The organism is Deinococcus aerophilus, from assembly GCF_014647075.1.
GTDB lineage: Bacteria > Deinococcota > Deinococci > Deinococcales > Deinococcaceae > Deinococcus > Deinococcus aerophilus.
In genome coordinates this window covers 67,282-80,714 of the sequence record NZ_BMOM01000008.1, presented here as the reverse complement: position 1 = coordinate 80,714, position 13,433 = coordinate 67,282, and the positions used below count along the sequence as shown (strand labels likewise).

Sequence of the window (13,433 nt, the reverse complement as noted above, 5' to 3'; positions counted from 1 at the left end):
TGGTTTGCACGGGACCAGGGCATCCGGCTCCACCTGGGAGCCGAGGTGCTGATGCTGACGCTGGTGCTGGGTGTCACCGCCGCCCTGTCGGTGCAGCCACCGCCCACCCACGTAGCGGCCAGGGAACATACGCTGCATTGAGGAACGGGCGAAAGCGTCTGCTGCCCAGACGCCTCCCAGCCTCCTGCGGTCTGCGGCTTCATACTGGCCGCATGAGCGACACCCTCCTGGTCATGAAATTCGGCGGGACCAACATGCAAGATGCCCGCGCCATCCGCCACAGCGCCTCGCTGGCAGGCCGCAGCATCACGCTCGGCGTGCGGGTGGTGGTGGTGGTCTCGGCCATGGCGGGCGTGACCAACAGCCTGCTGACCCTGGCGGACGCCGCCGAGGGCGGGGACATTGCCGCCGCCAACGACGAGATCGCTGCGCTGCGGACCCGCCACTTTGGGGCGGCCCAGGAATTGGGCGCGGCCCCCGACAGCTCCGCCGTACGCGAGATTCGCGAGATGCACGAGACGCTGCGCCAGGCGGTCTACGGCGTGTACCTGCTGCGTGAGCTGACGCCGCGCAGCCGCGACCTGATCGTGGCTTTTGGCGAGCGGCTCTCGGCCCCGCTGATGGCGCTGGCGCTGGAGGGGCAGGGCCTGCGTGCCCACCACCTTACCGGCGGTGAGGCGGGCATCCTCACCGACCAGCATTTCGGCAATGCCAAGCCGCTGCCCACCACCTACGAGCGGGTCAAGGACCGCCTGAGCGGGCTGCTCGCGGCGGGCGTCACCCCGGTCGTCTCGGGCTTCATGGGCGAGACCGAGCGCGGCGCGATCACCACGCTGGGGCGTGGCGGCACCGATTTCTCGGCCACCATCATCGGCAAGGCCCTGGGCGCAAACGAGGTGTGGGCCTGGAAGGACGTGGACGGAGTGATGAGCGCCGATCCCCGCGTGGTCAAGGACGCACGCAACATCGAGATCCTGAGTTACGGCGAGGTCATGGAGCTGGCCTACTTCGGGGCCAAGGTGCTGCACCCGCTGGCCGTTACACCCCTCCAGGACAGCGGCATTCCCCTACGCGTCAAGAGCGCGGCCGACCCCGATTTCCCCGGCACGCTGGTGCAGGCCGAGGCCCACGATGAGGCCGGGCAGCCGGTCAAGGCCGTGACCGCCATCCGCGGGGTGTCCATCATCAACATCAGTGGGGCAGGCGTGCTTGGCATTCCCGAGGTCATCGCCAGCGTGTTCGACGCGATTGCCCGTGAGAACATCACCCTGCTGATGGTCTCGCAGAGCAGTTCCATGAGCAACGTCTCGCTGGCCGTTCAGAGCGGCGACGCCGAGCGTACCCTCTCGGCCCTGCGCGCCGGGGTCAGCCGGGAGCTCAAGGTGGACCAGCAATCGGGAGTGGCGGTGCTTGCCATCGTCGGCAGCGGCATGCGGGGCCAGAAGGGGGTCTCGGCCCGCATGTTCACGGCGCTGGCCGCGCACGACGTGAACATCCTGATGATCTCGCAGGGCAGCAGCGAGCTGAACGTCTCTGTGGCCATCGAGGGCAGTCAGGTGGATGACGCCACGCGCGCGGTCCACGCCGCGTTCAGTCTGGGCCAGTCGGTCGAAGCAGCCGACTGACAGCTTCAACCCAGGGAACGGAAGGGCCGCCCGTGCATATGGAGGCGGCCCTTTCATTTCTTCATCCAAGCAATCAGACAAAAAATTCACGAACAGAAGTTATCGTGAATATAATCACAAGACAATAAGCACACAGAGACGTTGCAGAAGAGACTTCTCTCCCCTCAGCCCACCCGCTCCTTCTTTCCACCCTTCATCGTGTCGTCGCGGCCGCCCGGTGAGCGGCGCAGTTCCGGCCAGCGCCGGGCCATCAGCATGTACAGGCCGTAGACCCAGGCCGCAGCGCTCAGGAAGCCCACGATCACATCGGTGGGGTAGTGCACGCCCAGATAGTTGCGGCTGGCGGCAAGCAGCACTCCCCACAGCACACCGAGCACGGCCACCGGCCAGCCGGCCCGCGAACGCCAGAACACCAGGCCCAGTGCGAGACCAAAGGCGGCATTGGCCATGGCATGACCGCTGGGAAAACTGAATCCCGGCTCGATCAGCACCGCGCCCAGTTCATCGGGGCGGGGGCGCTGGAAGATCACCTTGGCGAGCACGTTCAGCACGGTGGCCCCCGTGAGCGCAAAAACGAGGTACCACGCATGAATCCGCGCCCCCGCCCGGGCGAGCAGCAGGGCGATTCCCAGCGCGAGAAAAGGCAGCACCCGCACGCCGCCCACCACCGCGAGCCCGCTGGCCAGCGCCGTCAGCGCCAGGGTGCGGTGCATGCGGTACCACGCCAGGATGGCGGCGTCCCAGGCGTAGCCGCCGTCGCGGAAGACATCCTCGGTCAGGCTGGCGGCGATGATCAGCGGCACAAGCACGCCCAGCAGCAGCAGCGCCAGGGAACGCCAGTGAGCCTTGAGAAACGGCACGATCTCCCGGCGCAGGTGGGCAAGCATGACTGTCATTACACGCCCGCAGCGCCCGGTCTGTTCTTGCCGGATGCTTAACGCTTGCCTGCGGGACATAGGCCACCTGGCGCAGCCGCCGATGCGCCACCCGCCGGATGCCGCGTGGCCCTGCGGCGGCGCACCATAGGAGCAGAACAACCGGCGCAAGGATGCCAGCGCGGCAGGCCGGTTGCCCGAGGTTCCCATGAACCCGAACGCCCTCTCGCTCCAGTTTGGTCAGGAACGCGCCGAAGCCCTGCGGCAGGAAGCGGCCCGGGTCCAGCAGATCCACCGGGTCCAGGCTCCATCCGACCGTGAGGCCCGGCCCCGCCCCAGCATCCACGATCTGCTCGTGCGGCTGCATCTCGCGTGAGTCGTCTCCGCGCTCCTCACCGCCGCCCGCTTCTACACTTGAAGCGGGCGGCCTCCTTCTTTTGGCGGGCGAGGGCCACGGAAGACGGGCGCAGACTGGGATCCGATGACCGATTCCCTGCAACGCGCCCTGCACGCGGCCGCCCTGGCCCATCCAGTGCTAGGAACTGCCGCTGTCTTCTGCGCCAATGCGCTGCTGTTCGTGCTGGTCCTGGGGCTGGTGGGGCTGCTGTGGCGGCGCTGGACGCAGGTCACCTACGGGTTGCTCGCCCGCATGATCTTCTCGCTGCTGTTCGCCACCGCGCTGAGCGCAGTGTTCGGCCACCTCGTAGCCGATCCACGCCCCTACCTGGCCGAGCACTACGCCCCGCTGGCCCACGTCGCGGCGGACAACGGATTTCCCAGCGACCACACCCTGATCGCGGCCCTGCTCACCGGCTGGGCGGCGTGGCTGAGCCGGCGCGGGTGGCCCGCCTTTGCCGCCGGCCTGGGAACCGTGATGCTCGGCCGCCTCGCCATCGGGGCGCACCACACGCTGGATGTGCTGGGCAGCGTGGCCTTCGCCGGAGCCGGGCTGGCCCTCGCACGGCTCCGCCTGCCGGTGGGCTGGTGGACGCGCCCACGGTGGCCGGAGCGCACAGCCTGAGAAAGCCGCGCGGTTCCCGGTCCCACCACGGATCAGGTCAGTACAGGCTGCCCCCGGTGCTGGCGTACACGTTGCCGGTCATGTAACTGCCCTCCTGCGAGGCGAGCAGCACGTACAGCGGCGCGATCTCGGCCGGCTGGCCGGGGCGCCCCAGCGGCACCTGCTCGCCGAACTTGGTCACACTTTCCTGGGGCTGGCCACCGCTGGGCTGCAGCGCCGTCCAGTACGGACCGGGAGCCACAGCGTTCACGCGGATGCCCTTCTCGGCCACCTGCTTGGCCAGGCTGCCGGTAAAGTTGGCAATGGCGGCCTTGGTCATGGCGTAGTCCACCAGATTCTTGGAAGGCTCGCTCGCCTGAATCGAGGTGGTGTTGATGATGCTCGCGCCGGGCGGCAGGTGAGGCAGCGCCGCCTTGGTGACCCAGAACAGCGCGTACACGTTGGTTTTCATGGTGGCGTCAAACTGCTCGGTGCTCAGGTCGGCGAGGGCCTCCACCGCCGTCTGCTTGCCCGCGTTGTTCACCAGGATGTCCAGTCCGCCCAGACCATCCACGGCCTGCTGCACCAGCGCACGGCAGAACGCCTCGTCCTTGAGGTCGCCCGGAATCACCACGGCCTTGCGTCCGGCGGCCTCGATCAGTTTCACGACCTCCTCGGCGTCGGAGTCCTCGACCTGGAGGTAGTTCAGCGCCACGTCGGCGCCCTCACGGGCAAAGGCGATGGCCACCGCACGCCCGATGCCCGAGTCGGCCCCGGTGATCAGCGCCCGGCGGCCCTTGAGACGGCCGAAGCCCACGTAGCTGTCCTCGCCGTGGTCGGGGGTGGGGTCCATGGCGCTCGCCAGGCCCGGCGCGGGCTGAGGCTGGCGGGGAAACGGGGGGCGCGGATACTGGCTGAGGGGGTCGCGCATCTCGTACTGGTTCTTCACGGGTTCAGGGGTCATGCCCCGGAGTGTTCCAGCCCCCGCCGCAGACCGGGCCGATATGCCCCACAGTTGCAAGGTTGACTCAAGGGACCGTGGGGGTCTCCTCAAGCCCGGCCTGACCCGGCGCCGCGCTGGACCCGGTTCTCTCGATCAGGAACTCCTTGACGCTGCGGGCCGCCCGCGCATTCATGCCCGGCACCGCGGCGATCTGCTCGACGCTGGCGGCCGCGAGGTCTTCCAGGCTGGAGAACTGCTCGAGCAGCGCGTCCCGGCGTTTCTGACCGATGCCCGGCAGGTCGTCGAAGACGCTGCGCAGCATGTCCTGCCCGCGCAGCTTGCGGTGGTAGGTGATGGCATACTGGTGCACCTCGTCGCGCACGGCGATCAGCATGCGCAGCGCCGGGTGGGTGCGCGCGAGCAGCAGTTCGCGCTCCACGCCCACCTCGCTGCCGGTTTCCAGCCACCACTGCGCTCCGTACCGGCCGGGCAGGATGATGCGCTCCTCACGTTTGGCGAGGCCGACCACCGGCACGTGCAGATCGGCCTCGCGCAGCGCGTCCAGTGCGGCGTTGACCTGTCCGCGTCCGCCATCGATCACGATCAGGTCGGGCAGCGGCAGCTTGTCCGCCAGGCTACCAGTAAAGCGCCGGTACACCGTCTGCTTCATCGAGGTGTAATCGTCGGGGTGGTCCAGTCCCTTGACCTTGAACCGGCGGTGTTCTCCACGCCGCGAGCGTCCGCCCTCGAAGACCACCATGCCCGAGACGATGTTCGTTCCAAACAGGTTGGAGTTGTCGTAGCCCTCGATGCGCCACGGGCGGTCGGGCAGGGCGAGAACCTCGCGCAGGGCGTCCAGGCCGGGATGGTCGCCGCGGCGCTCGAGCAGCGCCATCTCGGAATCCAGCCCGTTCTGGGCGTTGCGCCGCGCCATCTCGACCAGATCCACCTTGTCGCCGCGCTTGGGTGTGCGCATGGCGGTCTTGCGCCCGGCCTTCTCGCTGAGGAATTCGCTCCACAGCGGCGCGTCCTCGAACTCGGCCGGCAGCAGGATCAGCGGCGGCACGTGGGTGGCCTGGGTGTAATAGTCCTGCACAAAGGCCCCCACGATCTCGCCGGGCGAGCCCTCTGCCGCGTTCGTGAGAAAGCGCTTGTCGCGGCCCACCACCCGCCCGCCGCGCATGCGGAACAGCTGCACCATGGCGTATTCCCCGGCCTGCGCCACCCCCAGAAAGTCCAGGTCGGTCTCGTCACTGACAAAGGCGTGCTGCTCGGTGCCGAACAGCTTCTGCACCGCCTGCACCCGGTCGCGCAAGCGGGCGGCCTGCTCGAAGTCCTGTCCGCGCGCGGCGGCGGCCATGTCGTCCTTGAGCCGCGCGATCACCGGCGCGGCGCGGCCCTCCAGCAGCGCCTTGACGTCCTCGACCACGCGGGCGTATTCGGCCGGGTCGGCGGCGTCCACGCACGGCCCCAGGCAACGGCCCATGTGATAGTTCAGGCACGGGCGCGGCTTTTTCTGCATGGGCAGGCCGCTGTTCTTGCGCAGCGGAAACATGGTGTCGATCAGGTGCTTGACCCGCCGCACCGCCGAGGAATCCGGGTACGGTCCGTAGTACTGCCCGCCGTCCTTGAGCACCCGCCGCGTGACCACCAGCATCGGAAAGGCCTCGTTGGTCAGCTTGAGAAAGGGGTAGTGCTTGTCGTCCTTGAGGGTAACGTTGTAGTGGGGGCGGTGCTGCTTGATCAGGTTGGCTTCCAGCACCAGCGCCTCGACCTCGTTGCGGGCGGTGATGAACTCCAGCGACTCGGCCAGCGCCGTGAACTTGCCGCTCTTGCCCCCGGCCTTGAAGTGCTGTCCCACCCGCGAGCGGAGGTTGTTGGCCTTGCCGATGTAGATCGGCACGCCCCCCCGGCGAAAGAGGTACACGCCGGGCGTGGTCGGCAGCACGGGCAGGTCATCGAAATGCACGTCCCACAGGATAGGGGAGACGGTGAACACGTACCGTGATCGCAGGGGGGAACACGGTGTGCCAGACGGCCGTCTCAAGGCCGCGGGGACCGCTAGACTGCCCCGTGTGCCTGCGCCCGCCACCCCGCCTCTGACCCTGAGCCACTTTGCATGGTGGGCCGGACGGCCCACCATGCCGACCGCGTGCGGCGACCACCGCACCCGGACGGGAAGCCGGGCATGACTCCCGGGCGCCTGCTTCTGGCCCGCCACGGCCAGACCACCGGGAACGTTGCGGGCATTCTGCGCGGTGCGGACAGCCGCAACGACCCGCTGACCGACGAGGGCCATGCCCAGGCCCACGCCCTGGCCCGCCGCGTGCTGGCGCTGAACCCCGATGCTCCGCGCGTGTATGCCAGCAGTTACTGCCGGGCCCAGCAGACGGCCGCCCCACTCGCCGAGGCCCTGGGCGTGCCGGTGACCGTGTTGGACGGTCTGCAGGAAATCGACCCTGGCGCGTGGCGGGGCCGGCCCTACGCCGATCTCCGGACGCATGCGCAGGAGCTGCTGCGTCCGGGCGGCAGCGTGGCCTTTCCCGGGGGCGAGAGTCTGGAGGCGGTGGCCGACCGCTTCACGGCGGCGCTGGCCCCTGTACTCGCCGGCTCCGGTACGCCGGTGGTCGTGTCGCACGGGGGCGCTCTGATCGCGGTTTTGATTCGTCTGCTGCGTGCTCCGCCGGTAGAAACTTGGCGGGCCGGCACCTTCACACACGCCAACGCCGCACTGACCGAGCTGACCCGGACCGCAGACGGCTGGAGCGCCGCGCGCCTAAATGAGCACTAAGTTTCACGAGCAAGTTTTATCGTGAATCATTTCACTTACTAGTTCCCAAGTCGCGCCCGCTCCGCCGCAAACGCCATCCGGTGCGAATCGAGGGACTCCGCCAGCGATGTCGGCACCGGCCCCTGCCTAAGCAGGGCGGTCAGCCACGCGCCCACCAGTCCGGCGTCCCCGCCTCCGTGGCGGCCAGAAGAGGCCGCGCTCCAGCGCTGCACCTCCATCGTTCTAAAATCATGCAGTTCCAGTTCGCCAGTCTCCATATGACCGCGCAGCTCACCGTGGCTGCCCAGCAGCTTGAGGGTGCGGGTGTTGTTGTGGGTGAAAGCGCTTACCGTGAGCTGCGCGGTCACACCATTTTCAAATTCAACGGTCACGGCCTGATGGTCGGCCACGTTGTTGTGGCCCAGATAGACGCACTCGCCATACGGGCCGGTTTCCAGCGCGTGTTGCACGCTTTGGCCCCCGCCCGTCAGCACGCTGCTGGGCCACTCGTCGGGCGCGAAGCGGGCGTAGATCTGCCGGGCGTCCGAGGGACAGCCCACCACCGGGCAGGTCACGCAGCGGTCGGTGGCCCCCGGCGGCGCGTGCTCGGGGCGAAAGTGGTGCAGCCCTCCGGCGCTGTGGACCCGGCGGGGAGGAGCGCCCGCGAACCAGCGCAGCAGATCCAGATCGTGACATGCCTTGGCAAGCAGAAACGGGGCCGCCGGGGGGGAGGCCCGCCAGTTGCCGCGCACGAAGGAGTGCGCGTAGTGCCAGTGCGCCACGTTCTCGGCGTGCTGAATGCCGATCAGGGTCCCCAACGCGCCGGTCTCCAGTACCCGCCGGATCTCCCGGAAAAAGGAGGTAGCACGCAGCACGTGACAGACCGTGACCCGCCCCACCGAGGCAGTCTCGGCGGCGAGCAGCGCGTCCAGGCCGGCCTCGTCCAGGCACACCGGCTTTTCCAGCAACACGTCGTAGTCCAGTGCCAGTGCCGCCACGCACGGAGCGACGTGGCCGTCATCCGGCGTGGCGATCACCACCGCGTCGGCGACCCGCCCCAGCGCGAAAAAATCGTCCCAGTGATCAAAACAGGCCTCTGTCCCGAGGCCGAACCGCGCGGCGACCTCGTTCCGCCGGGCCACATTCGGCTCCACGAGATGGGTAACGGCCGCGCCCTGCTCTGCCAGATGCCGGGCGTACACGTCCCCGCCGCGGTTGCCGCAGCCCACGATGGCGACCCGCACGCTCACGTGCGGGTCACGCCCCAGCCCGGCGCGGTGGGACGCTGCAGTTCGCCCGCCGTCCAGTTCAGTCCCGCAAACGGATCGTCGGCGAGCAACAGCGCTCCATCCAGGTCGGCCCAGTCGCACAGGCCCGCGAGGTGTGCGGCCGCCGCAATGCCCAGGCTGCTCTCGATCATGCAGCCCATCATGACGCTCAGGCCGTGGGCACGGGCCAGCCGCAGCGCGGCGAGCGCCTGCAGGGGGCCGCCCAGCTTGGCGAGCTTGAGGTTCACGCCGTCGAAGGCCCGGGCCAGTTCCACGACGTCGCGGACGTGGTGCAGGCTCTCGTCGGCGACCACCGGCACCCGCGAGACCGCGCGCAGGCCGGCGTGTCCATCAAGGTCCGCCGCCGCCAGCGGCTGTTCCAGCAGTTCCACGCGGGCGTCATCCAGCACGTCCAGCATGCGCCGGGCCTGGGAGCGCGACCACGCGGCGTTGGCATCCACCCGCAGCGCTGCGGACGGCGCCTCCTCACGCAGCGCCGTTACGATCTGCTCGTCGTATGGGGTGCCCAGCTTGACCTTGAGGACCGTGTGCCCCGCCGCCACAGCCTCGCGCGCCTGGCGCCGCATCTCGGGCAGTTCGGCGAGGCTGACCGTGTAACTGCTGTGGGGCAGCGCGGTGGGTGAGAGGCCCAGCAGCCGCCACACCGGCACCCCCGCCGCCTGCGCGCACCATTCCAGCGCCGCCATCTCCAGCGCGCAGCGGGCGCTGGGGTGGCCCTGGGGCATGCGTGCCGAGAGCCGGGCGTTCAGCCCATCCCAGTCCCACGGGTCTTCCAGTGCCCCGGCGAGCAGCGGCAACACCGCCTCGACCGTGCCGCGCGTCTCTCCGTAAAAGGCGTTGGGAGCCGCCTCACCGCGTCCCACGAAGCCACGGTCTTCCAGCGTCACGAAGGTCCGCGGATAACTGCTGTGGGTCCAGCGCGCGATGCCAAAGGGCTGGGCGGTGTGCAGTTCCAGCGTTTCCCAGCTCAGGTTCATGCCGTCCACCGCCCGAAGCCGGTGCAGCCCGCCGCCAGTTGCCGGCCGTAAACACCCTCGCCCAGCGTTTCCACCGTCACGCGCATGTGGGTGGCATTGGCGTGTACCAGGCGCCGGTCATCGAGCATCAGCCCCACATGACCGGGAAAGAAGGCGAGGTCACCGCGCTGCGGAGCGTCCACGGATTCCAGCGCCGCCTGCTGCTGGTCGGCGTCGCGTGGCAGCGGGCGTCCGAACGCCCGGAACACCAGCTGGGTCAGCCCCGAGCAGTCCAGCCCCCACGCGCTGCGCCCACCCCACACGTACGGCGCTTCCAGAAAGCGCAGCGCCAGCGCCGCCACGTCGGGTTCTGGAATGGGCGAGAGCGTGACCTCCTGCACCCACGCCGCCGCGCCGCCGGGCAGGGCCACCGGCACCCAGCGCCGCCCGCCCTCCACCACCACTTCACCGGGCACGCGGACCACCCGGGCCCCCAGGCACAGCTCTGCCACAAGGGACCGGCTGACCTTGGGCCCGGCGAAGGCGTGGGCACGCAGAGCGGTGACCGTGAGCGCTTCACCCTCAGGCGGCGGGACCAGGCCCTCCTCTCGCGCCCAGCCCAGGTAGCTGTCGTGGAGGGTCCGGACCCGCACCCACCCGGCTCCGCTGCCCCACAGCCGCTCCAGTGCCTCGCCGGGCAGCGCCTCCGTGACCTGTGCGGCCTCTGGTTGGGGTCCGGCGCGCAGGCTCAGCCGTGCGGCCGCCACCACCGGCTGCGGGGTCGGGTAAGTCCAGGTGGCGTCGCCGACCACCCCACGCAGGGCATCTTCGGCCAGCTGAAGCTCGGGATCATAGGCGTGAATTCGTGCATCGGGCAGGGTGGACGCAAGGGTCATGTGCCACACGGTAGCGGACCCGGGGCGAGAGAAACCGGGGTCAGAGGTGTGCGGTCAGCCAGCGCGCCCAGTTGCCGCCCGACACCGCCGCCCGGTGTTCGGCGGGCAGCTCTTCCAGAAAGCGCGGCAGGTCGCGGTAGCGTTCGATGCCCACCGGCGTCCGCTCCGCGCCAAAGCCGCCGTCCATATCGCTGCCCAGCGCCACATGGTCCCAGCCCACCAGCTTCGCGTAGTGCCGCGCGTGGTCTGCCAGATCTGCGAGCGCCACCTCCTTGGCCCCCGCGTGGACGCCCGGCCGGATAAAGGTGTCCAGAAAGACCAGCCCGATCACGCCGCCCGTCGCGACCACAGCGCGCGCCATCTCGTCACTGAGGTGGCGGTTGCCCGGCACCCGCGCGCGCGCATTGGCGTGCGAGGCCACCATGCGTGGCCCGAGTTCCGCTGCGTCCCAGAACGCCGCGTCGTCCAGGTGCGAGGCGTCCAGCGTCACGCCGAGGTCACACATGGCCGCCACCAGATCGCGCCCGGCCGCCGTCAGCGGCCCCGGCGCGTCCGTGCCTCCGGCATACCGCGTGCGCCCCCACGCCGGGCCGATCATCCTCACCCCGGCGTCTATCCAGAACGGCAGATCGTCCGCGTCCCGGACCGGGTCGGCCCCCTCCATCAGCAGCACCACCCCCAGCGCCGGATCCGTGCCCGCGAGGTGGGCCGCCACCTCCTTTCCCAAGCGCAGCCGCCGCAGGTGTCCGCCGTCCTCCCACCGCTGGTAGGTTTCCAGCTGGGCAAGCGCCTGGGCCCGTGCCTGCGCGTGGTCGCAGTAGCCTCCCGGCGCGTCGGCAGAATGGGGAAGGGCGAACAGCGTGCCCAGGCACACCCGCGTTCCCGCTGCGCGCAGCTCACTGAAGGTGACCGTGGCGGTCTGCCCCGCCACCGGGTCACCCGACTGCAGAACGTCCAGCGTCAGCGTCAGGTCGCGCCCGTTGAGCGCGTTGTAGGCCAGGTCCAGATGTCCGTCGATCACCGGGACGCCGCTCACGCGCTGGCCCCCCACGCCTCCACCACGCCCAGCACGTCGCTCAGGCGGTGCAGCGCGCCGGGCTGCTCGCTGCGCAGGTCAATCAGGGCAGCCGGCATGCCCAGCGCGCGGGCCGCGTCCACATTCTCGGCCCGGTCGTCCACGAACAGCACCTCGTCGGGCCGCACGCCCAGTTCGCGCGCCGCGTGCAGGTAGGCCCCGGCCTCGGGTTTGTGAATGCCCAGCGCGCAGGTCGCCACCGCCACGTCCACCAGGTCCGCGAGTCCCAGCGCCTGCAGCGTGCGGTCGATGCTGGGCAGGGTGTTGCTCAGCACGCCGATCTTCAGGCCGCGTGCGCGCAGGGTGCCGAGCACCTCCCGCGCCTGGGGCACCGGCTTCATGTAGCGCTCGTAGGGATAGGTTCCCAGAAACTCGGCGGCATGTTCACGGCACAGGCCCAGCCGGTCCATCAGCTCCTCTCCGTAGGAGTTCCAGAAGTGGGCCTCGTCCTGGGGCGTGCGCAGATCCCACCACGTGAAGGCCCGCTCGTGCCACTGGCGGGTCAGGGCCCGCTGCACCGCGTCCGTGTCCAGGCCAAAACGCCGGGCCGCCCAGCGCGCCGCCTCCCCGTACACGCTGGGGTCGGTGTAGGCGATGGTGTCGTCGCGGTCAAACAGCACAGCGCGCAGCGGCGCAGACGGGGCAGAGGAGATCATGCCCCGAATCCTAGTGATTTCCGGAACATGAGAAGTGACGCGAGACCAAATGGGGTCCTGGACCCCGTAATACGCAATTTGTAACCTTTCTAGAGGATATCTTGGCAATCTTATGGCGGTAAACAGATTGTATATCCAGACTTCCGCAACATGATTGCGGTAGGGCCCGAAAGTCGCTACGCTGGGAGGCATGTCCGATTCCGCGCCCACCGAGCATGTGCTGCTGACCCCCGGCCCCACCCCGCTGCATCCGCGCGCCGTGGCGGCCCTGCTGCGGCCCATGCTGGGGCACATGGACCCCGAGGTCTTCGCCATCAACGATGAGATTCAGGCGGATCTGCGCACCATGTACGGCACGGCCCCGGACACCTTCACCGCGCTGCTGTCGGGCACCGGCAGCCTGGGCATGGAGGCGGGCTTCGCCAATCTGGTGGAATCCGGCGACGAGGTGCTGGTGTGCGTCAACGGCAGCTTCGGCGCGCGCATGGCGGAGATGGCTGAACGCTACGGCGCGCGGGTGCGCGTGGTCACCGCTCCCCACGGACAGGCCGTCCGCGTGGAGGACGTGGCCGCGCAGCTGAGCGGCGTACAGATGGTCGCGGTGGTTCACGGAGAGACGAGTACAGGCGTGCTGAACCCGGTGCCCGAGATCGCTCAGCTGCTGCGCGGCACCGACACGCTGCTCACCGTGGACGCCGTGACCACCGCCGGGATGCAGCCCTTCGACATGCAGGGCTGGGGCGTGGATTACGCGTACACCGGCGCGCAGAAGTGCCTCTCGGCCCCGCCCGGCGTGGCACCGGTGGCGATCAGCGAGCGCGCACTCGCCCGTTTTGCCGCCCGGCGTACGCCCACCCCGCTGTGGTACTGCGACTTCGAGGGCCTGCGCGACTACTGGTCACGGCGGGCCTACCACCACACCGTGCCGGTAAACCTGCATTTTGCCTTTCACGCGGCGCTGCGGGCGGCCCTGGACGAGGGCATGACGGTCCGGCAACGCCGCGTGCGCGAGATGGGCGCGGCGATTCAGACCGCGCTGGCCCCGCTGGGCTTTTCTCCGTACGTTCAGCGGGAGGCCGAACGGCTGCCGACTGTGCTCGCCCTGCGTTTGCCAGAGGGCTTTGACGACGCGGGCATCCGCGCAGCCCTGCGGCGGCGCGAGATCAGCGTGACCGGTGGGCTGGGTCCCACCGCGGGCCTGATCTGGCGCCTGGGCCTGATGGGCGAGGCCGCGCGCCCCGCACCGTACCGGGCCCTCATGACGGCCCTGGAGGACCTGCTGGGCGAGCGAGGCGTGGCGGCGCGCTTTGATGAAGCGCTGGCGGGCGTGCCCGTCTGAACGGAACCT

General features: G+C 69.5%; 13 protein-coding genes. 5 read left to right on the top strand and 8 right to left on the bottom strand.

Annotated elements, in window-relative coordinates:
* Positions 1–212 precede the first annotated feature (212 nt).
* Positions 213–1,625 carry an aspartate kinase gene (locus IEY21_RS07215; RefSeq protein WP_188902867.1) on the top strand — a complete coding sequence of 471 codons (1,413 nt, stop codon included), beginning with the start codon at positions 213–215 and terminating at the stop codon, positions 1,623–1,625.
* Between the two features lie 164 nt (positions 1,626–1,789).
* Here the strand turns inward: IEY21_RS07215 and IEY21_RS07210 are convergent, their stop codons facing one another.
* Positions 1,790–2,512 carry a phosphatase PAP2 family protein gene (locus IEY21_RS07210; protein ID WP_229752953.1) on the bottom strand — a complete coding sequence of 241 codons (723 nt, stop codon included), beginning with the start codon at positions 2,510–2,512 and terminating at the stop codon, positions 1,790–1,792.
* 196 nt (positions 2,513–2,708) lie between these two features.
* Between IEY21_RS07210 and IEY21_RS07205 the strand changes: the two genes are divergently transcribed.
* Positions 2,709–2,876 carry a hypothetical protein gene (locus IEY21_RS07205; RefSeq protein WP_188902864.1) on the top strand — a complete coding sequence of 56 codons (168 nt, stop codon included), beginning with the start codon at positions 2,709–2,711 and terminating at the stop codon, positions 2,874–2,876.
* A 105-nt stretch (positions 2,877–2,981) separates the two neighbouring features.
* Positions 2,982–3,521 carry a phosphatase PAP2 family protein gene (locus IEY21_RS07200; protein ID WP_188902862.1) on the top strand — a complete coding sequence of 180 codons (540 nt, stop codon included), beginning with the start codon at positions 2,982–2,984 and terminating at the stop codon, positions 3,519–3,521.
* A gap of 37 nt (positions 3,522–3,558) precedes the next feature.
* On the opposite strand, the gene IEY21_RS07195 is transcribed toward IEY21_RS07200, so the two are convergent.
* Both IEY21_RS07195 and uvrC read right to left on the bottom strand, forming a co-directional pair.
* Positions 3,559–4,464, bottom strand: a complete 906-nt coding sequence (locus tag IEY21_RS07195) for an SDR family oxidoreductase (RefSeq protein WP_188902860.1) — start codon at positions 4,462–4,464, stop codon at positions 3,559–3,561.
* 64 nt (positions 4,465–4,528) lie between these two features.
* Positions 4,529–6,412 carry an excinuclease ABC subunit UvrC gene (gene uvrC / locus IEY21_RS07190; RefSeq protein WP_188902858.1) on the bottom strand — a complete coding sequence of 628 codons (1,884 nt, stop codon included), beginning with the start codon at positions 6,410–6,412 and terminating at the stop codon, positions 4,529–4,531.
* Positions 6,413–6,631: 219 nt separating this feature from the next.
* On the opposite strand from uvrC, the gene IEY21_RS07185 reads away from it, so the two are divergent.
* Positions 6,632–7,234: a histidine phosphatase family protein gene (locus IEY21_RS07185; RefSeq protein WP_188902856.1), complete on the top strand. Its 603-nt coding sequence runs from the start codon at positions 6,632–6,634 to the stop codon at positions 7,232–7,234.
* A 38-nt stretch (positions 7,235–7,272) separates the two neighbouring features.
* Here the strand turns inward: IEY21_RS07185 and IEY21_RS07180 are convergent, their stop codons facing one another.
* The 5 genes from IEY21_RS07180 to IEY21_RS07160 are packed head-to-tail and all read right to left on the bottom strand — an operon-like array spanning position 7,273 to position 12,085.
* Entirely contained in the window at positions 7,273–8,463 is a 1,191-nt protein-coding gene (locus tag IEY21_RS07180) for a Gfo/Idh/MocA family protein (protein WP_188902854.1), read from the bottom strand.
* Positions 8,460–9,479, bottom strand: coding sequence for a dipeptide epimerase (locus IEY21_RS07175; RefSeq protein ID WP_229752952.1), 1,020 nt, complete (start codon positions 9,477–9,479; stop codon positions 8,460–8,462). The genes IEY21_RS07180 and IEY21_RS07175 overlap by 4 nt, the downstream gene beginning before the upstream one ends.
* Positions 9,476–10,354, bottom strand: coding sequence for a C40 family peptidase (locus IEY21_RS07170; protein ID WP_188902849.1), 879 nt, complete (start codon positions 10,352–10,354; stop codon positions 9,476–9,478). The genes IEY21_RS07175 and IEY21_RS07170 overlap by 4 nt, the downstream gene beginning before the upstream one ends.
* Before the next feature lie 40 nt (positions 10,355–10,394).
* Complete coding sequence (locus IEY21_RS07165) at positions 10,395–11,390, bottom strand: dipeptidase (protein ID WP_188902847.1); 996 nt, start codon at positions 11,388–11,390, stop codon at positions 10,395–10,397.
* Complete coding sequence (locus IEY21_RS07160) at positions 11,387–12,085, bottom strand: HAD family hydrolase (RefSeq protein ID WP_188902845.1); 699 nt, start codon at positions 12,083–12,085, stop codon at positions 11,387–11,389. The genes IEY21_RS07165 and IEY21_RS07160 overlap by 4 nt, the downstream gene beginning before the upstream one ends.
* 190 nt (positions 12,086–12,275) lie before the next feature.
* Between IEY21_RS07160 and IEY21_RS07155 the strand changes: the two genes are divergently transcribed.
* Positions 12,276–13,424: an alanine--glyoxylate aminotransferase family protein gene (locus IEY21_RS07155; RefSeq protein ID WP_188902843.1), complete on the top strand. Its 1,149-nt coding sequence runs from the start codon at positions 12,276–12,278 to the stop codon at positions 13,422–13,424.
* The last annotated feature ends 9 nt before the right edge of the window (positions 13,425–13,433 follow it).

Coding starts and splice junctions, on each gene's coding strand:
- IEY21_RS07215 (WP_188902867.1), top strand. CDS start 213: ATGAGCGACACCCTCCTGGTCATGAAATTCGGCGGGACCAACATGCAA.
- IEY21_RS07210 (WP_229752953.1), bottom strand. CDS start 2,512: ATGCTTGCCCACCTGCGCCGGGAGATCGTGCCGTTTCTCAAGGCTCAC.
- IEY21_RS07205 (WP_188902864.1), top strand. CDS start 2,709: ATGAACCCGAACGCCCTCTCGCTCCAGTTTGGTCAGGAACGCGCCGAA.
- IEY21_RS07200 (WP_188902862.1), top strand. CDS start 2,982: ATGACCGATTCCCTGCAACGCGCCCTGCACGCGGCCGCCCTGGCCCAT.
- IEY21_RS07195 (WP_188902860.1), bottom strand. CDS start 4,464: ATGACCCCTGAACCCGTGAAGAACCAGTACGAGATGCGCGACCCCCTC.
- IEY21_RS07185 (WP_188902856.1), top strand. CDS start 6,632: ATGACTCCCGGGCGCCTGCTTCTGGCCCGCCACGGCCAGACCACCGGG.
- IEY21_RS07175 (WP_229752952.1), bottom strand. CDS start 9,479: ATGAACCTGAGCTGGGAAACGCTGGAACTGCACACCGCCCAGCCCTTT.
- IEY21_RS07170 (WP_188902849.1), bottom strand. CDS start 10,354: ATGACCCTTGCGTCCACCCTGCCCGATGCACGAATTCACGCCTATGAT.
- IEY21_RS07160 (WP_188902845.1), bottom strand. CDS start 12,085: ATGATCTCCTCTGCCCCGTCTGCGCCGCTGCGCGCTGTGCTGTTTGAC.
- IEY21_RS07155 (WP_188902843.1), top strand. CDS start 12,276: ATGTCCGATTCCGCGCCCACCGAGCATGTGCTGCTGACCCCCGGCCCC.